Raw genomic sequence first — 17,185 nt, 5'->3', positions numbered from 1 at the left:
GGATCGAGTGGACGACGGCCACCATGGCGTCTGCGTCCGGCTCCGCACCGGTCGGCGTTCCGATTCCAGCGTGACCGCGACAGCGTGGAACTGCCAGCATCCGGCGAACTCCTCGTTGAGCTGCGCCAACGCCGCTGCTCGACATCGAACACCGGGTCGGTGCCGACCACCATCCACACGGCGATGTCGGCGTTGCCGACGTACGCGCAGGTGACGATTTTCGCGATGCTTGTGGGCGCCCTAGCCGAACTGGGCCTCGATGACCACCTGCCTGCCCTGCTCGTCGCGGGCGGCGAGGCACGGGCGCAGCCCGCCTCGCCAGCCGGCAACGTCCCACGGGCGAGTTGGAAGAGCCGATAGGTCGGCGCGAGCACGGATCGGCGAGATAGATCGGCGGCTTTCAGGTACGCGCGTTCCGCCAAAGCCAGGAATCGGCGACGGTTCGCCGAGCAGGACCGGATGAGGCCCGCCTACGGGAAGGGAGGAACCCAAATGCGCACGCCGAGATGCCGATAGGCGTCTGCATTGTCCCGGATCGTCCACCAGTTCCGGCGGGTGAACTGCAGGGAGGTCGACTGGCCGGTGTGGCGCTTGCCCAGGGCTGCGCAGATCTCGGTCAGGTCAGGAGGGAAGGCCAGTACGCCCGTCACGGTGAACGCTTCGTAGACGACTAGCGCGTACCAGTCGATGCCGGGGATGGTCCGCACAGTGTGCTCGTTCGGCCAGTCGGAGAGAGGGTTGGCGAGGTACTTGACCTGTACATACTCGCCGTCGGCCGATATCAGGTCGTAGTTCGCCTGGACCCGGGATTCAGCGAGCCGGCCTCCCGACAGGGCCGCGACCAGGTGCTCAGCGAACTCGGCCAGGGGGTCCCGGTTCGACTGGCCGAGCCCCAAGGCCCCCAGCAGGGTTTGCCGCGCCAACCGGTAGGAGTCCAAGGCGCTCAACAGCTCGGGTATGCCAGCGCCGTTCGGCGCGGGACGAAGAACGCTATCGGTCACGCAGCAACGATGTCGCACCAGGCTGCAGGTCCGCCAGTGGTTCCTACTGCCGAGGTGATGGCGATATCTGTAGCTGATTTCACGAATCCCCAGGCGGGACATGGAGTCGATACTCCCCCGGGGGTCACACAAGGTCACCAGCCAGCTGGGTTCCTGGGGGACCGACGGCAGTTGAATACGAGAGTCCGCCAGTACCGAAACCCGTCGCGACCGCGTCACGGTGCTGCCACACTCGCGCCCATGAGCGACGACAGCGCCAAGTGCCCCGACGGAGCCATCGGCACCCACGTCAACGCCATCACCTACGAGGTGATGGACTGGGCGACGGAAGCACTGTCGGCGCACGTACCGGCGGAAGACCTGAAGAAGTTGAAGCTGGCCGCGGGCGAGCATCTCGCGGCGATGCTGACGACCGCCTATCTTGGCATCGTGCCGGTCGCCGTAGACGTCCACGGCGGTGTGGATCTCGTCTACCGCGTGGCGGACTCGGACAGCGACGCTCTGTCGTCGCTGCTCGGCCGCAACGGTGTCGAGTTCGCAGACTTCGAGGTGAAGTCGATACCTGGTGACTTCCGCGAGCACGACGCAGCGGTCTCGCGGGCACTGAAGCGAGGTGAGGAGCCAGGCACTCATTGGGCGACGTTCCTGTCAGCGAACGATGTCGTCGAGGCGGCCCAGTCGATGATCGCCAAGGCCGCGAAGCAGTTGCGGGACAAGTCCTCGCCCGACAGGGCGCGGGTGGTGTTCATCGTGTCCCACTTTCTCGACCGGCCCTACGTGGAATGTCTCGACCCGGTGATCGCGCACACCTTGACTGTCCCGACGCTGCCAGACGAGATCGACGCCATGTGGGTGTTCTTCGCGCCCTCGCACCTGGTGGTGTGGTCGGCTGTCGAGCAGCGCTGGACGCAGCTTCTTCTCGGCAGTTTTAAGGAGGACGGGACGGCCCCGGAGGTCGACTTCGGCATGGAGCTGCTGCAGCACTACGAGGGGCTGTTCCTGGAGCGGGCGGGGATCGACGGGCCCTCGCCCTTCTACTACGGCCTCGGGACTGGTGAGCTCCCATCCGCGGTTGACGCAGAGTGACGGCGGCCCGCATCCGTCCGGAATACGCGACACCTCAACATGCGAGCTCACCAGTCAGTAGGCGACCTCCAAGGGGGGGGGAACCGCCGGTTCAGCCCCCGCCTCCCGTTCGACCGGAACTGATCATCTCGGTTCGGTTACCCGGCCGGCTGGTCTTTGCCGCTCTCTGCGGGGAGCCGCAGTGTCTCCAGCCCGGCAGCAGTGGCTCGCAGTCGCATCCCGGTGTCTGCGGTGACCACGGTGACCGGGGCGCCGGTGATCTGCGCCAGCAGCACGCCGCGCTCGATGACTTCGTCGTCGGCGGAGGCTTCGCGTCGGTGACCGGGCTCATCCATCAGGATCTCGATGGTCACGCCTGCGCGTCCGGGCAGCGGCGCCACCCTGCCGGGGCGCGCGCCGTCGAGAAACTTGTCCAGCGCTCGCAGGGCGCTCCGGGCGCGCTGTGCCATCCTGTCCGAGCCTTCGTGCTGTTTGCGGTCGAGTTCGTCGATGACCACGAGGGTGGCTTCGTAGGTGACGGTTGGGCTCTGGCAGCGATCACGGGGAGCCGTCACGGTCGGTGAAAGGACTGTTCGATTCCAGACTGCACGCCGGGGTGCGCCTCAGTCCGAATCGCCACATGTGACGCTCCATCAAGTTTGGTGGGTGCGGGCTGTTTCGTACCGTCCGGGTCGATGCCCAGGACATGGACCACGACGAGATCTCCTGGCAGGACGTGCTGTTCGAGGGCGTCGAGGTGTTGATCACCGCCGCAGCGCACGGCGTAGGCGGACTGATGGTGCGGCTGGCCGGGCGGAGTGGTGAAGGCGTATGTCCGTCCTGCGGCCGGGCGTCGGCACGGGTGCACGACCGCTATGAGCGACAGCTGCAGGATCTTCCGCTGGCCGGGCACGCCGTACGGATCCTGCTGTCCGTGCGACGGTTCGTGTGCGCCGGTCCGGCTTGCTCCCAGCGCACATTCGCTGAGCAGATATCGGGGCTGACCAGCCCGTACGCGCGGTGCACTGACCGGCTCGGCGAGCTGCTGGACCGAGTCGCGCTCGCCTTGGCGGGCCGCGCCGGGTCCCGGATGGCTACTGCCCTGGGGCTGACCGCGGGGCGGATGGGGCTGCTGAACCGCGTCCGGGCGATGCCTGACCCGCTCTACGACACCCCGCGGGTCCTCGGTGTCGATGATTTCGCCACCCGCCGCGGTGTCCGGTACGCGACGGTGATTACCGATGGTGAGACGCACCAGGTCATCGACGTGCTCCCGGGCCGCGAGGCAGGACCGCTGGCCGACTGGCTCACCGCGCACCCGGGCGTGGAGGTCATCTGCCGAGACAGGGCCGGGGCTTACGCGGAGGGCTCCCGGCTCGGCGCCCCGGAAGCGGTCCAGGTCGCCGACCGCTTCCACCTCTGGCAGGGCCTCGGTCGGGCCGTGGAGAAGACCGTCGGCGCACACCGCTCCTGCCTGCAAGAACCGGCCCCGGCCCCGATACCGGCAGACGGCACCGAGCCTGCGGTGGCGGCGGATCCGACCGGCCCGCGAGCGGTACGCAAGCGGGCCGCTCACGCCCAGGTCCACGAGCTGATCGCGCAGGGACACAGCCTCCGGGCGATCGCCCGGCATCTTGGGTGGGGCCGGAAAACGGTGATGAGGTACGCGCACGCCGCCCGCTGGCAGGACACGATCGTCGGGATGCCGATGCGGCCGAGCAAGCTCGATCCCTACAAACCCTACTTGCAACGCCGCTGGTCAGAAGGGTGCACGAACGCCCTTGCCTTGCACTGCGAGATCACCGGACAGGGCTACCCCGACGGATACGCCTCCGTCCGTGACTACCTCGCGGCCTTCCGGCGCAAGGCCGGCACCCCGGCGCCCGCACCACCCAGCGTCCGCCGGGTTACCGGCTGGCTCACCCGCCACCCCACCACGCTCAGCGAAGAAGAACATCAGTACCTCAAGTCGATCCTGGCCCGATGTCCCGAACTGGAGGCCGCTCACCAGCACATCCGCGACTTCGGCGAGATCCTCACCTGCCGCCTCGGAGCCCTGCTCCCCGACTGGATCGACGCCGTCGTCCGGGACGACCTGCCCGGACTGACCGGCTACGCCCGCAGTATGAACAGCGACTTCGACGCCGTCACCGCCGGCCTCACCCTGTCCTGGAGCTCCGGCGGCACGGAGGGTGCCGTCAATCGCATCAAAAAAGTCAAAAGGCAGCTATACGGGCGTGCCGAATTCGAACTGCTCCGCAAGCTGATCCTGCTTCAGTAACCAACCGTGACGGCTCCCCGTGAGGGGGACCACGAGCCGTACAGCCTGCGCCTTCACGCGTGCGGCCCAGTCGATCGCGTCCGGGGGCTGGTAGTGCATCAGGCTGTTGGTGTCATACACCAGCACCCGGCCCGGCCACTCGGCCAGTGCGCCGAGCTGCTCGGCCTGGCGGGCGAGCGCGGTCAGAGCAGCCAGTTGCGCGGCGGCCTCCTGCCCCGCGGGGTCGGGGACCGGCAGGTTGGTGTTGATCCACACATCGTCGGCCTCGGCCTCGTGGTGGCGGTAGAGGTGCCAGTAGCGCCGGGTGTGCAGCAGCGCGACGATGTCAGGCTCGGCGAACACCGCACGCAGCCGGTTCTCGCAGGTGTCCGCCCAGGCCAGGTACTCCACACACATCGGAGAGCGTCCGAGTATTTGTAGGTCCGCTATCACCTCGGCGAGCCGCCGGGATGCCTCACCGATACTCACCCCTCGCACCAGCCGCATGCCGCCGCCCCGGGTTATCGGCGCGGGCCGGTGTCGCACCGGTAACCTGTCACTGGGCCGTCGCTCGCGCCGAGCGCGCCCGCAGACGGGTCCTGCGGCCGGCGGGCTTCCTCGTCCGTCAAGGCACCGGTGTCTTCGGGGGCGTGACGCTTGTGCACCCGCTCACAGTAGCGGCGAGGCACACACCGCGCGGACACTTTTCCGGGACCTGGGGTCGGGCTGCGCGTGCTCTCTGCGCGGCTCCTACTCGACCCCAGCCGCAGACCCGGTGGGGCCCGGAGCTTCCGGGCCCCACCGCACGAAGGTCAGCCCGCGTCGCCGTACGCGGCCGTGCCGCGGGCTACGGCACGTTTCCGACATAATCCCGCTGGCCTCCTGATCGGGGTGGCCGGACTCGACACGACGCAGGCCATGAAGGACTTCGTCACCGACACCGGGGTCGGCACCTTCCCGAACCTGGCCGACGAGGCCGGGGACATCTGGAAGAAGTTCGAGACCACCCAGCCGAGCGTCTACGTGATCCTCGACAAGGACGGCAAGACCGTCTTCACCGGCAGCCTCCCGGCCGGCAAGGGCCTCGCAGGCGAAGTCAGCCCGCTCGTCGGCTGAACTGCCACGTCCGACCTGCCCCTGGCCCTCGCCCCGACACTCAACGTGCGACAGAGCGGGGGCCGGCTCAGCAGCTCACACCACTTGCCTGGACACCGCCGGGAAGAGGGCTGAGCTGGGAGGACGCCGATCGGGTGGCGGGCTTGTCAGTGGGCGTCACTACTGTGAGCCGAGCGAACCAACGACTTGGAGATTCGAAGTGGCCAGACGTATGGCGGACGACGGGTTCCGTGACGAGCAGGACAGAGACCGGTACACACCGCATGTGCGCGCGATCAATGAAATGGTCGACGAACTGCGCGACCAGGACGGCCGCGGCTGGATGCCGTACGTGGCGCCCTGGCACGGAGGCGTCGAGGCGCGCGTGCTGTGCGTTCTCCGTGATCCCGGCCCCAAAACCCAGGAAGGCACCGGTTCGGGCTTCCTCTGCGTGGAAAACGACGACGCCACTGCAGAGCGGCAGTGCACGGGCTTCGCCGAGGCCGGCATAGAGGCACGCGACACCATGCCCTGGAACGCCTACCCCTGGTACATCAACCGTGCGCCCAACGCCGAAGAACGCAGGGCCGGAGTGACGATCCTGGCACGTCTCCTTGGTCTGCTTCCGCGTCTCGAAGTGGTCCTTTTGCAGGGAGTCGACGCCCAAGACTCCTGGAGGCGACTGGAAAGGACCCATCCACAGTTCATTCAGCAGAGCGGCTATCAGGTTGTCAGCACCTATCACCCCAGTCGGCAAGCCCTGTGGTCACCCGACCCGGACGTCCGTGCCGCCCGGGAACAGCAGCGACTTGACTCCTATCGGCGGGTGGCGAAGCTACTCCAGCGGTAGTTGTTGCGAAAGCAGCCCCCACACGGCTATCGCGCGGAAGGCCCGGTGAAGTCCCCGGTCGCCTGACGCTGGTTGCCGAACACCAGTGCGGGTACGGCGCGATGACGCCGACGTTTGGAGATCCCGCGCGATCTTGGCCAGAGCTGGCAGGTGGATGCCCGACTCGGTGCAGGAGAGCCGCACCCGCCGACGCACCGCCTGCACGCCTTCGACGCTTGCCACCAAGCCGTCCGAGGGCGGCGGCGTACTGGCCCAGCAAGGTGCGGATGTTGATGACCATGCTGCCGCGCAGGCCGTGAGATCTTCATGGCGGTGGCGTGTCCAGCACGCAGAGCGGTCAGGTCCTCTGGACGGGAGGTCGGCGACGACACTGGGGCGGTTACGGGAGTGCCGCTGAGTTTGGCTTCGATGGCGCACATGATCGCCAAGGAGTCGGAAGGTGATGCATACCGCCCCACTGTCGCGCGTCTTGCGGCCGAGCCCTCCCTGCGCAACCAGCGTATTGAAGACCTGTTGCGCGCCTACGATCAGCCACCTCTTGGACGAGCAGTGCTGGGACCGGGAGGAAGCCGACCTCGGGCGCTACGGCGGTCGGCCGTACACTTGTGCGCTGTTCCGTCAGTCAGGGCTGCGGGGCGCTGCCCATCTCCGCGGTGAAGATCACGGGGTTGCTGTCGAATCCGCGGACCATCTCGTGAAACTCCCAGGCTCCTGAAGCATCCCGGGTGAACTCCGCGACCGTCACCGCGGTGGATCCGGCGACTTGCGTGAAGTCGTCCTTCAGGAGCTCCTTGTACCCGTCGAGGACGAGCACTCCGGCGTTCGACAGGTCACCGAATGACTTGGGTCCGCTGGCCTGGTGGATCGCCACGCCCACGACCACCCGTGCGAAGGAGGCAGCGAGGCGATCGAGCTCCAGGGTCATGACTTCGACGTAGCCGAAGCCCTGACCGGTCTGGCTGTGCCGGCTCATGTTGATGGTGCCGTCCGGTGAGCGGCTGTCGAAGTGGACGATGTACACAGGCCGCCCGTAGGCGGCATCCGCTGAGTAGGTCGTGGCGATGATGTCGAGATGGTGAGGTGGCTGATTCCAGGGACTCGGGTCCCACTTGAGCCGTACCTCGGCCTTCCCCACGCTCTGGCTCTCATTGCTCACCGGATTGCTGCCTCTCCCGTGCCACCACCACGGGTGGTCCCCCGCAAGGTCAAGTATGTCTTTCGGCCCACCTGTTGAAGCCTTCCTGCGCAGGCCCCTTGGACGGGTACGCGGTGTTGAGGAACACTCAGTGGATGCCATGGCAGTCGATGGTGTGGGCCGTGGTCAGTGTCGGGCCGGGGGAGTGGTTGCGCGGTCGTCGCTTGTGCTGTCCGCCCCGCCCCGCCCGGTGGGTGCCGAGTGGCAGAGGCCCTTGGCAGCGCAGTCCAGCAGCCGCGCGCCGATCGCCTCAGTCTGGAGCATGTAGCGGTGGGTGGAGTCGGCGGGGTCGAGGAGGGTCGTGGTGAGCGGGCCCACAGTGTCGGCGCAGAGGTGGGTGGGCCATTGCTTGGCGGTCGCGGGGTGAGGACGGGGTGAACGGGCAGGTCGGCGGCGTGCAGGACGCGGCGCCGAGGTCGAGGACGCCCAGGGCTTCTTCGTGGGACTGGACAACGCGTCCGGGGCCGGGTTGGGGGCGGCCGACGGCGACCCGGCCGCCGTCGGTGGTGGCGTGTGCCTGTGTGGCGAAGTGGGCGAGTACCTTGTCCTGGTGCCGGGGGCGATGCGCAGGAGACGGCCGTCGTTGGTGGTGATGAGGCCGCTGCGGTCGCCGAAGCGGGAGCTGAGCTCCGGTTCTGCCTGCCGGGGCATCGGGTCGCCTTCGTCGTAGGCGGCCGGGCCCTGCGCGACGGCGACCCCGTGGGCGTGGGGCAGGCGCGGGCTGCAGCGTTAGGCGAGGCGGCCGAGGTCGCTGCGGCCGTCGAGGAGGCTGTCGACGAACTCCCGGCGGGCGGCTTCCTGCTGGCGCACTGCAAGAAGCTGGGCGTGTTCGTATCCCTCGGCGAACGCATCGATGAGCTACTGCACGGCGGCAAGCGCGCCGTCCGCGGCGCCAAGCGGACCGGCCAGGCGATGCGGGCAGCGGTCAGATGGGCGCTGACGAGGATGCGCAGCCCGTCCACGGCCTGGCGCCATGCTCACCCAGGGCGCGGCGGGAGACGATCTCGTCCCGCGGCCGACACCTCGGCCAGGAACTCGGCGTAACCGTCCAGATATTGCTCGGGAAGCTCCCGGTCCGTCATGGCGTCCCCCGGATTCTTGACGCGCCGGTGACGGTTTCTTAGCGGTCACCGGCACACAGACCCTCACGAACACTGCCGGGAACCGGCAATGCGCCTCCGGGGTCGACTCGTGCAGCATGGATTGTGGGGAGCACGGCGGATGGTTCCGATGCCGGACACCGGCAGGTGCCCGACACCGGGGCCCGGAGCGACCGTGCGCCGTCAGAGACGACTGATGCGCGCCGCAGGTGAAAGGGGGGCCCGGGGGATGCGGACACTTTTGGCAGCGGCCACGGGCCTGCCCACGATCCTGCTGACCGCTGCACTGGTCGTGGTCGTCTGCTTCTGGCTCCTGGCCGTCGTGGGCGTCGCCGGCGTCCGCAGCTTCGACACAGACGTGGACCTTGGGGCATGGCACATGGGTGGGGTGCCCGTGGCCGTCGCCCTCTCGCTGCTGACGCTGCTCGCCTGGTGCCTGAGCATCGGAGCGGTGGCTCTGCTCGCCGTCTTCGCGCTCCCAGGACCGGTCGCCGGGATGCTGCGCCTCGTCGTACCCGTCGGGGCGCTGTTCGTCGCCTGGGCCGCGACCTGCCTGATCGTACGGCCGCTGCACCGCCTCTTCCCGGACGAACCCGTGCCGTTCGTGCCCAACGAGGCTCGGACGGGCTCGGCTGAGCCGTCGGATACCGACAGCCGGGATCCCCACGGGGGCGTGTCGCGCGACGCGGTGCTCCCTCTGCGGGGCCGCGCCGTCTGAGGCGCTCCGCTGCCGGAGCTCGTCTCCGGCCCCTTCTGCTTCGCGCTCAACTTCCTTATGCCTGAAGGACGTATGCCATGGTTGCCATGATTGTGGGCGTCGGCGTGCTCGTCGCCGTCTGCCTGTTCGTCGTACTCGTCGTCTCCCAGCTGTTCCGCAAGGTGGAGCAGGGCAAGGCGCTGATCGTCTCCAAGCTGCGGAAGGTCGACGTGACCTTCACCGGGCAGGTCGTGCTGCCGGTGCTGCACAAGGCCGAGGTGATGGACATCTCGGTCAAGACCATCGAGATCATGCGGGCCGGCAAAGAGGGACTGATCTGCCAGGACAACATCCGTGCGGACATCCGGATCTCGTTCTTCGTGAAGGTCAACAAGACCGTCGAGGACGTCATCAAGGTCGCCCAAGCCGTCGGTACGGCACGGGCGAGCGACCGGGACACGCTGCAGGAGTTGTTCCACGCGAAGTTCTCCGAGGCGCTGAAGACCGTCGGCAAGCAGCTGGACTTCACCGACCTGTACACCAAGCGCGAGGAACTGCGGTACCGGATCATCGAGGTCATCGGTGTCGACCTCAACGGCTACCACCTGGAGGACGCGGCGATCGACTACCTGGAGCAGACGCCGCTCACCCAGCTCGACCCGGCCAACGTCCTGGACGCCCAGGGCATCCGAAAGATCACCGAGCTGACAGCCGTGGAGCACGTGCGCACCAACGAGGCCCAGCGCACGGAGGAGAAGGAGATCACCCGGCAGAACGTCGACGCGCGGGAGGCCATCCTGGAACTGGAGCGCCGTCAGGCCGACGCCGAGATCAAGCAGAGGCGGGAGATCGACACCGTACGGGCCCGTGAGGAGGCCGAGACGGCGCGGGTGATGGAGGAGGAGCGGCTGCGCGCGCAGGGCGCGTTCCTGAAGACCGAGGAGCAGCTCGGTATCCAGCGTGAGAACCAGGCCCGCGAAGTCGCCGTCGCGCAGAAGAACCGCGAGCGGGTCATCGCCATCGAGAACGAGCGCATCGAGAAGGACCGGCTCCTCGAAGTCATCGCGCGGGAGCGGGAGACCGGGCTGACCCGGATCGCTGCCGACAAGGAGATCGAGGCGGAGAAGCGGGAGATCGCCGAGGTCATCCGCGAACGGATCGCGGTGGACCGGACGGTCGCCGAGCAGGAGGAGGCCATCAAGACCGTGCGCGCGGTGGAGGAGGCGGAGCGGCAGCGGCAGTCAGTCGTCATCGCGGCCGAGGCCGAGGCACAGGAGCAACTGGTCAAGGACATCAAGGCCGCGGAGGCCGCAGAGCAGGCCGCCGTACACCGTGCCGCCGAGGAAGTCACCCTGGCCGACGCCCGGTTGAAGAGCGCCGACCTCGACGCGCAGGCCAAGCTGAGGCTCGCCGAGGGCATCCAGGCCGAGTGTGCCGCCGAGGGGCTGGCCGCCGTCCAGGTCCGCGACAAGGAGGCCGAGGTCATCGAGAAGGCCGGCCGTGCGGAGGCGGAGGCGACCCAGGCCCGGCTGCGCGCCGAGGCCGACGGCGCGCGGGCCAAGGCGCTGGCCGAGGCGGACGGCATCGGCGGGAAGCTGAAGGCGGAGGCCGCCGGTCTCACCGAGAAGGCCGCCGCGATGGCCGCGCTCGACGACGCCTCCCGCGGCCACGAGGAGTACCGGCTGCGGCTGGAGGCCGAGAGGGACATCCGCCTGGCGGGACTGGAGGTGCAGCGGCAGGTCGCCGAGGCACAGGCCGCGGTGCTCGCCACCGGGCTGGAGAACGCCGACATCAACATCGTCGGCGGGGACTCGGTCTTCTTCGACCGGCTGGTGTCCTCGATCGCGCTCGGTAAGAGCGTCGACGGCTTCGTCCAGCACTCCGAGACGGCCCAGGCGCTCGTGAAGCCCTGGCTGGACGGCACCTCCAGCTTCACCGACGACCTCAGCCACGTCCTGGGCTCGGTCTCCACGGCCGACGTGCAGAACCTGACCGTCTCCGCCCTGCTGATGAAGCTGATGAAGAGCGGCGGCGCCAATGCCGGACAGCTCCAGCACCTGCTGGACAAGGCGGGCGAGCTGGGCCTGGCCGACACTCCGCTCGCCGCGGTCAACGGCAGCGCCACGCTCTGACGACCCATGGCCGGGAGCTGCCGCACAGGGGAGGGCAGCTCCCGGCCATGCCTCCTCAACTCTTCGAGAGGGACGATCCCATGACCACCGGCCTGGACACCGGCACGTACGACGTACTGCGCGACCGCCTCACCGCGCAGGCCACCGAACTCGCCCGCCGCGCCGAGACGCTCAACGCCCGCCGCACCGAGGAGTTCGGCTCCAGCCGCCTCGAACTCGCCGGTACTGAGCGGCTGCGCACCGGGCACGCCTGCGTGCCCCGCGACATCGCCGCCGTCGGCGACGTGCTGCTCTTCGGCCACAACGTCTTCCTCGGTATCAAGCCGGAGACGACTGTCGGTGACGTCTTCGCGTTGCACGACCGCGACCTGAACCGGCTGCCGGACGACGCCGTGCCCGGCCTGCTCGACGATCCCGCCTTCGTCCGTGAGTTCGCCGCCCTCTACCGCTACTACCGCCAGGCCCACCTTCTCCAACTCCACTGTGTCCACGTCAAGTTGCTGGCCGTCTTCCAGACCGGCGACAAGGCCGGCGACATCCGCGTCCTGCGCTGGGCGCTGACCGGCGACGGACAGGCGACCTTCCTGGACGCGCGCGGCGACCGCGACGAGCAGCTCAACGTCGTCCCGTCCTCCCACGACTTCGAGTGGACCGAGGCGACCCGCGAGGACCACGTCCTCGGCCGCCACCCGCACATCTCCATCCTCGGCGAGGTCTTCGTCGAGACGCTCGGCGGGACGCTCACGGTCAAGGTCGAGAACAACACCGAGACGGGCGAGGGCATTTACGCCGAACCGGTCGACGAGCCGCTGCAGTCCCTCGCCGACGCCGACATCGCGTACACGCGCGTGGGCACCCTCATTCTGCTGCGCGTCCGCCCCTACAAAGAGGACGCCGACCGCCACCTGGTCTTCAACACCCTCACCCGGACCGTCGTCCGCCTCGACGGCATCGGCCGTGCCTGCCGCCGCCTGCCCGAGGACCAGGGCATCGTCTTCCCCGGCGGCTACTGCCTGGCCACCGGGGCGTACAAGACGTTCGACGGCGTCGACACAGCGGACCTGCAGTTCGAGCGGGCGGTCCGCTCCCCGAACGGCGAGGACGTCCTGTACGCCTTCCACGCGCGGGCCGAGGGCCGCAGTCTGCTGCTGCCATACAACATGATCCGTAAGGAGGTCGCGACCCCGCTGTCCTGTCACGGCTGGGCGCTCTTCGACGACGGCTCCCTTGTCGTGCTTCGCGGGGACCCCGCGGGAATCAACGCCGAACCGCAGCGCGTCCACCCCGTCCAGCTGTGGAACACGCCCTTCGTCTCCGACATCCACGCCACTGCCCAGCCGGTAGGCGCCGGTCCGCTCGCCCGGGTCGGCAACGCCGACCTCGTGCGCGGCATCTCCGACTGCCTGTCCATCAGCCGCGCCGTCACCGAGACCACCCCCACGAGCGCGGTGTACGAGGAACTGGCCGCCTCCTGTGTCCGGGCGGCTGATTCCTACCACTGGCTGGGCCAGCCCGAACTGGGCGATCTGCACGAGCCGCTCACGCAGGTCCGGGCCACCGCCGAGCAGGTGCTGGCCGAGTTCGAGACCGTCCAGGCCCTCACCCGGCAGGCCGCAGACGCGCTCACGGAGGCCGCAGCACGCGTCGCCGCCGTCGTACGGCGCCTGCGCGGCGAGGCCCCGCGCAGCGCCACCGCCTGGGTGACCGGCCTGACCGAACTGCGCCACGCCCAGGGCCACCTGCTCACCCTCAAGGACCTACGGTACGCGCAGACCGCCCGCATCGACGAACTCGCCGCCGAGGTCGACGCCGACCTCACCTCCTTCGGGAAGCGTGCCGCCGCCCACCTCGCCCGCGAGGACGCTTTCACGGACCACCAGGCCGAGACCGAGCAGCTCGCCGCCGACGCGGAGGCGATCGTCACCGTCGCCGAGGCAACGCCCGTCGCCACCCGTCTCGACGAACTCGCCGACGGGCTGCGCACGGTGACCGAGGTCGTCGCCGGGCTCGACATCGGCGACGCCACCGTCCGCACGTCCATCCTCGAGCGGATCGCCGAGGTCCTCGGCGGCGTCAACCGCGCCCGCGCCACCCTCGACAGCCGTCGCCGTGCGCTCCTCGACCGTGAGGGGCGGGCCGAGTTCGCTGCCGAGTTCGCGCTGCTCGGCCAGGCCGTCATCGGTCGGCTCGCCGCCGCCGACAGCCCCGAGACGTGCGACGAGCAACTCGCCCGCATGCTGGTGCAGGTGGAGAACCTGGAGGCCCGGTTCGCCGAGTTCGACGACTTCCTCGGCGAGCTGGCGGACAAGCGCGACGAGGTCCACGAGGCGTTCTCCGCCCGTAAGCAGACCCTCGCCGACGCCCGCGCCCGCCGCGCCGAACGCCTCGCCGACTCCGCGACCCGCGTCCTGCAGACGGTCACCCGCCGTACCGGCACGCTCGCCGACACGGACGCGATCGCCACGTACTTCACCTCCGACCCGATGCCCGCCAAGGTCCGCCGCCTCGCCGACGACCTGCGCGCACTCGGGGACCAGGTCAGGGCGGAGGAACTGGACGGCCGCCTGAAGTCCGCCCGCCAGGAGGCGCTGCGCGCCCTGCGCGACCGCACCGACCTGTACACCGACGACGGCCGCACCCTCCGCCTGGGCACTCACCGTTTCGCCGTCAACACCCAGCCCCTCGACCTCACCTTGGTCCCGCACGGCGACACCCTCGCCTTCGCGCTCACCGGCACCGACTACCGCTCGCCGGTCACGGACCCCGACTTCGCCGCCACCCGCCCGTACTGGGACCGCCCCCTGCCGTCCGAGTCGCCAGAGGTCTACCGTGCCGAGCACCTCGCCGCCCGTCTGCTGGACGAGCACGGCCCGGCCGCGCTCGCGGCGGCCGATCTGCCCGCCCTGGTCCGGCGGGCGGCGGAGGCGGCATACGACGAGGGCTACCAGCGCGGCGTCCACGACCACGACGCGACCCTGATCCTGGCCGCACTTCTCCCCCTGTACGAGGGCGCCGGTCAGCTCCGCCACGAGCCCGCCGCCCGCGCCACCGCCCATCTCTTCTGGGCACACGCCACGACGGCCGAGCAGCGCGAGAACTGGACCCGGCGGGCGGTATCGCTGGCGCGCGCCCGGGACACGTTCGGACTCACGCCCGCCATCGACGACCTGCGGGCCGAACTGGCGGAGGCCATCGGCACACAAGCGGCGGCGGCCTACCTCTTCGACGAGCTGACGAGCGGCCCCGAAGGTTTCGTCATCAGCGCCGGCACCCGCACCCTCCTCGACAAGTTCCGCCGTACGGTGGGCACTTCCGCCTACGACGACGACCTCGCCGTCCTCACCCACCCGGGCGCCCGCAGGCAGCTGGTCGAGGCGTGGCTGACGTCGTACGCCACCGCGACCGGCACGGAGACCACCCCCGGCGACCTGGCCGAGGCGGTGGCCGCCGAGCTCTGCCCGGATCTGCCCCGCTACGAGTCCGACGCGCCGCTGACCGGGACCGTCGAGGGGCTGCTCGGCACCCACCCGCGCGTCAGCGGCCGCACGCTCACCGTCCGCGTCGACGAACTCCTCGCCCGCACACGGGAGTTCCGGGTCCGCGAGGTGCCCGCACACCGGGCGTACCAGCGCCGCCGTGCGGAGTTGGTGGCCGTCGAGCGCACCCGCCTCCGCCTGGACGAGTACCGGCCCCGCGTGATGTCGGCCTTCGTGCGCGGCAAACTGATCGACGAGGTGTACCTGCCGCTGATCGGAGACAGCCTGGCCAAGCAGCTCGGCACCGCGGGCGACGCCAAGCGCACCGACACCAGCGGCCTCCTGATGCTCATCTCCCCGCCCGGCTACGGCAAGACGACTCTCATGGAGTACGTCGCCGACCGCCTCGGCCTGATCCTGGTCAAGGTCAACGGCCCCGCACTCGGCCATGCGGTGACCTCCCTCGATCCGGCCGAGGCTCCGAACGCGACCGCCCGCCAGGAGGTCGAGAAGATCAACTTCGCGCTGGAGACGGGCAACAACACGCTGCTGTACCTGGACGACATTCAGCACACCTCGCCCGAGCTGCTGCAGAAGTTCATCCCGCTGTGCGATGCCACCCGCCGCATCGAGGGTGTCCGGGACGGCGCGCCGCGCACCTACGACCTGCGTGGTAAGCGCTTCGCCGTCTGCATGGCGGGCAACCCCTACACCGAGTCCGGCAGCCGCTTCCGCGTCCCCGACATGCTCGCCAACCGAGCCGACATCTGGAACCTCGGCGACGTCCTGACCGGCAAGCAGGACGCCTTCGCGCTCAGTTTCATCGAGAACGCGCTCACCGCCAACCCGGTCCTCGCCCCGCTCGCCGGCCGCGACCGCGCCGACCTCGACCTGCTTGTCCGCCTGGCCGAGGGCGACGCGACGGCCCGCACGGACCGGCTGACCCACCCGTACGCGCCGGCCGAGCTGGAGCGGATCCAGGCCGTACTGCGGCACCTGCTCACGGCCCGCAGGACGGTTCTGGCGGTGAACGCCGCCTACATCGCCTCCGCCGGCCAGTCCGACGCCACCCGCACCGAACCGCCCTTCCAACTCCAGGGCTCCTACCGCAACATGAACAAGATCGCCCAGCGCATCCAGCCGGTCATGAACGGCACCGAGCTGGCGGCGCTGATCGACGACCACTACCGGGCCGAGGCCCAGACCCTCACCGTCGGCGCGGAGGCCAACCTGCTGAAACTCGGCGAACTGCGCGACACGCTGTCGCCCGAACAGGCTGTGCGCTGGGCCGAGCTGAAGGCCGCGTACGTCTGCGGCGACAACGGCTTTCCCTCGGCCTCCGGTCAGGAGGATCCCGGTCTCGCTGCGCTCGCCCGGGCCGTCGCCGCCCTGGGCCTCCTCGCCGACCGGGTCGCGGCTGTGGAGACGGAGATCAACCGCGCCGTGGACCCGCGCCTGGCGGCGGCCAACCTCACCGCCCGGCACGCGGACCGTCCGATCTCGGGGCCAGGGGAGGAGAAGTGACGTCGAGAGAGGGGCCGACGGACCGGAGTGAGGATGAGCTTCTGGTCGACGAGCTTGCTGCGTTGGCGCGTATGGCAGGGGCCAGCGAGCGGATCGTACGGCTGGTGGCCAGAATGCTGAGGAAGAACGTCCACGAAGTCGACCTGATCGTCCCGCTGCCGCCCGAGGAGACCCTCAGACACGTGGTGCGGGTCCTGGAACAAGCCGGGAGGGGGATCGAGCCCACAGTTGCGGAAGGCACCGCCGACCGGTCGACGGTCCGAGGGCTGGTGAGCGCCGGGATCGGCGGACTGAATTCCGTCGTGGTCACCGCCCTGGTCTCCATGAGCGGAGAAACGGAAACGGACGTGAGGCTGCGTGCGGCTGCCCTTGAGGGTTTGATCAGGCAGCGTGCCGGCGAGCGCACCGCGGAGCGCCTGGCCATGGCCCTGGACCAGCCGTCGTGATCATGGGGCGCCGAAAGCGCCGAGGAGTTCGTGAAGCAGGTACGAGGCCGTGATCACGCCCAGCAGACGCGTGCCCCCTTTCTCCAGCCCACCGGTCCCCGCCTTGTCCTTCTGATCGGGGACCGGCGGTGGTTCCGCGTGCTTCTCGTCGTCGTGGGTCACGTACGCGGAGACCAGCACCTTCGCCATCCGGGAGCCGGGCAGGATCGCCTTCGGCTCGCTCCTCTCGTCGAGCACCCGCAGGCCCGGCAGCCCGCGCCCAGCGTCGTACATCCGAGGGCCGGGAGGCCGACGCGGACCGTACGCGGCGCGTTCGCCGGGAGCACACTGGAAGGGTGCTGTCG

14 protein-coding genes and 1 pseudogene are annotated in these 17,185 nt (G+C 69.4%); 9 read left to right on the top strand and 6 right to left on the bottom strand.

The features are described from left to right. Nucleotides 1–84 precede the first annotated feature (84 nt). Nucleotides 85–360 (top strand): hypothetical protein, encoded by a 276-nt coding sequence (locus ACH4TV_RS31620; RefSeq protein ID WP_398404140.1) that lies wholly within the window; start codon nucleotides 85–87, stop codon nucleotides 358–360. 110 nt (nucleotides 361–470) lie between these two features. Here the strand turns inward: ACH4TV_RS31620 and ACH4TV_RS31615 are convergent, their stop codons facing one another. Further along, nucleotides 471–1,001, bottom strand: coding sequence for a hypothetical protein (locus ACH4TV_RS31615; protein ID WP_398404138.1), 531 nt, complete (start codon nucleotides 999–1,001; stop codon nucleotides 471–473). Nucleotides 1,002–1,241: 240 nt separating this feature from the next. On the opposite strand from ACH4TV_RS31615, the gene ACH4TV_RS31610 reads away from it, so the two are divergent. Next, nucleotides 1,242–2,087 carry a hypothetical protein gene (locus ACH4TV_RS31610; RefSeq protein WP_398404136.1) on the top strand — a complete coding sequence of 282 codons (846 nt, stop codon included), beginning with the start codon at nucleotides 1,242–1,244 and terminating at the stop codon, nucleotides 2,085–2,087. A gap of 137 nt (nucleotides 2,088–2,224) precedes the next feature. Here ACH4TV_RS31610 and ACH4TV_RS31605 read toward each other — a convergent pair whose 3' ends face one another. Further along, nucleotides 2,225–2,584: a PIN domain-containing protein gene (locus tag ACH4TV_RS31605; protein WP_398404134.1), complete on the bottom strand. Its 360-nt coding sequence runs from the start codon at nucleotides 2,582–2,584 to the stop codon at nucleotides 2,225–2,227. Nucleotides 2,585–2,772: 188 nt separating this feature from the next. Between ACH4TV_RS31605 and ACH4TV_RS31600 the strand changes: the two genes are divergently transcribed. Continuing rightward, entirely contained in the window at nucleotides 2,773–4,347 is a 1,575-nt protein-coding gene (locus ACH4TV_RS31600) for an ISL3 family transposase (protein WP_398404132.1), read from the top strand. On the opposite strand, the gene ACH4TV_RS31595 is transcribed toward ACH4TV_RS31600, so the two are convergent. Beyond that, entirely contained in the window at nucleotides 4,294–4,743 is a 450-nt protein-coding gene (locus ACH4TV_RS31595; protein ID WP_398404130.1) for a hypothetical protein, read from the bottom strand. The genes ACH4TV_RS31600 and ACH4TV_RS31595 overlap by 54 nt on opposite strands. A gap of 474 nt (nucleotides 4,744–5,217) precedes the next feature. Here ACH4TV_RS31595 and ACH4TV_RS31590 point away from each other — a divergent pair, with 474 nt between their 5' ends. Continuing rightward, nucleotides 5,218–5,442: a hypothetical protein gene (locus tag ACH4TV_RS31590; RefSeq protein WP_398404128.1), complete on the top strand. Its 225-nt coding sequence runs from the start codon at nucleotides 5,218–5,220 to the stop codon at nucleotides 5,440–5,442. 265 nt (nucleotides 5,443–5,707) lie between these two features. Next, entirely contained in the window at nucleotides 5,708–6,271 is a 564-nt protein-coding gene (locus ACH4TV_RS31585; RefSeq protein ID WP_398404126.1) for a uracil-DNA glycosylase, read from the top strand. A 622-nt stretch (nucleotides 6,272–6,893) separates the two neighbouring features. On the opposite strand, the gene ACH4TV_RS31580 is transcribed toward ACH4TV_RS31585, so the two are convergent. Together ACH4TV_RS31580 and ACH4TV_RS31575 are read right to left on the bottom strand one after the other, a co-directional pair. Beyond that, the gene (locus ACH4TV_RS31580) at nucleotides 6,894–7,427 is read right to left on the bottom strand and encodes a TerD family protein (protein ID WP_398404124.1); all 534 of its coding nucleotides are present in this window, start codon (nucleotides 7,425–7,427) and stop codon (nucleotides 6,894–6,896) included. A 246-nt stretch (nucleotides 7,428–7,673) separates the two neighbouring features. Beyond that, nucleotides 7,674–8,548, bottom strand: a pseudogene (locus ACH4TV_RS31575) (PucR family transcriptional regulator); the annotation flags it as partial. 247 nt (nucleotides 8,549–8,795) lie between these two features. Here ACH4TV_RS31575 and ACH4TV_RS31570 point away from each other — a divergent pair. The 4 genes from ACH4TV_RS31570 (at nucleotide 8,796) to ACH4TV_RS31555 (ending at nucleotide 16,841) form a co-directional block, all read left to right on the top strand. Next, on the top strand, nucleotides 8,796–9,284 hold the full coding sequence (locus ACH4TV_RS31570) for a hypothetical protein (protein ID WP_398404122.1): 489 nt from the start codon (nucleotides 8,796–8,798) through the stop codon (nucleotides 9,282–9,284). Between the two features lie 77 nt (nucleotides 9,285–9,361). Continuing rightward, nucleotides 9,362–11,395 carry a flotillin family protein gene (locus ACH4TV_RS31565; RefSeq protein WP_398404120.1) on the top strand — a complete coding sequence of 678 codons (2,034 nt, stop codon included), beginning with the start codon at nucleotides 9,362–9,364 and terminating at the stop codon, nucleotides 11,393–11,395. An 80-nt stretch (nucleotides 11,396–11,475) separates the two neighbouring features. After that, nucleotides 11,476–16,395: a DNA repair ATPase gene (locus ACH4TV_RS31560; RefSeq protein ID WP_398404118.1), complete on the top strand. Its 4,920-nt coding sequence runs from the start codon at nucleotides 11,476–11,478 to the stop codon at nucleotides 16,393–16,395. Further along, nucleotides 16,392–16,841 (top strand): hypothetical protein, encoded by a 450-nt coding sequence (locus ACH4TV_RS31555; protein ID WP_398404116.1) that lies wholly within the window; start codon nucleotides 16,392–16,394, stop codon nucleotides 16,839–16,841. The genes ACH4TV_RS31560 and ACH4TV_RS31555 overlap by 4 nt, the downstream gene beginning before the upstream one ends. On the opposite strand, the gene ACH4TV_RS31550 is transcribed toward ACH4TV_RS31555, so the two are convergent. Continuing rightward, entirely contained in the window at nucleotides 16,842–17,114 is a 273-nt protein-coding gene (locus ACH4TV_RS31550) for a hypothetical protein (RefSeq protein WP_398404114.1), read from the bottom strand. Between the last annotated feature and the right edge of the window lie 71 nt (nucleotides 17,115–17,185).

It is taken from the genome of Streptomyces sp. NPDC020898 (assembly GCF_044333925.1).
In the GTDB taxonomy this organism is placed as follows: Bacteria; Actinomycetota; Actinomycetes; order Streptomycetales; family Streptomycetaceae; genus Streptomyces.
The sequence above is the reverse complement of the archived record's forward strand: the minus strand, read 5'-3'. Positions and strand labels throughout refer to the sequence as shown.

Bases quoted from the DNA above. Each gene is read 5' to 3' on its own strand.
- ACH4TV_RS31610 (WP_398404136.1), top strand. From the start codon at position 1,242: ATGAGCGACGACAGCGCCAAGTGCCCCGACGGAGCCATCGGCACCCAC.
- ACH4TV_RS31600 (WP_398404132.1), top strand. From the start codon at position 2,773: ATGGACCACGACGAGATCTCCTGGCAGGACGTGCTGTTCGAGGGCGTC.
- ACH4TV_RS31595 (WP_398404130.1), bottom strand. From the start codon at position 4,743: ATGTGTGTGGAGTACCTGGCCTGGGCGGACACCTGCGAGAACCGGCTG.
- ACH4TV_RS31570 (WP_398404122.1), top strand. From the start codon at position 8,796: ATGCGGACACTTTTGGCAGCGGCCACGGGCCTGCCCACGATCCTGCTG.
- ACH4TV_RS31565 (WP_398404120.1), top strand. From the start codon at position 9,362: ATGGTTGCCATGATTGTGGGCGTCGGCGTGCTCGTCGCCGTCTGCCTG.
- ACH4TV_RS31560 (WP_398404118.1), top strand. From the start codon at position 11,476: ATGACCACCGGCCTGGACACCGGCACGTACGACGTACTGCGCGACCGC.
- ACH4TV_RS31550 (WP_398404114.1), bottom strand. From the start codon at position 17,114: ATGTACGACGCTGGGCGCGGGCTGCCGGGCCTGCGGGTGCTCGACGAG.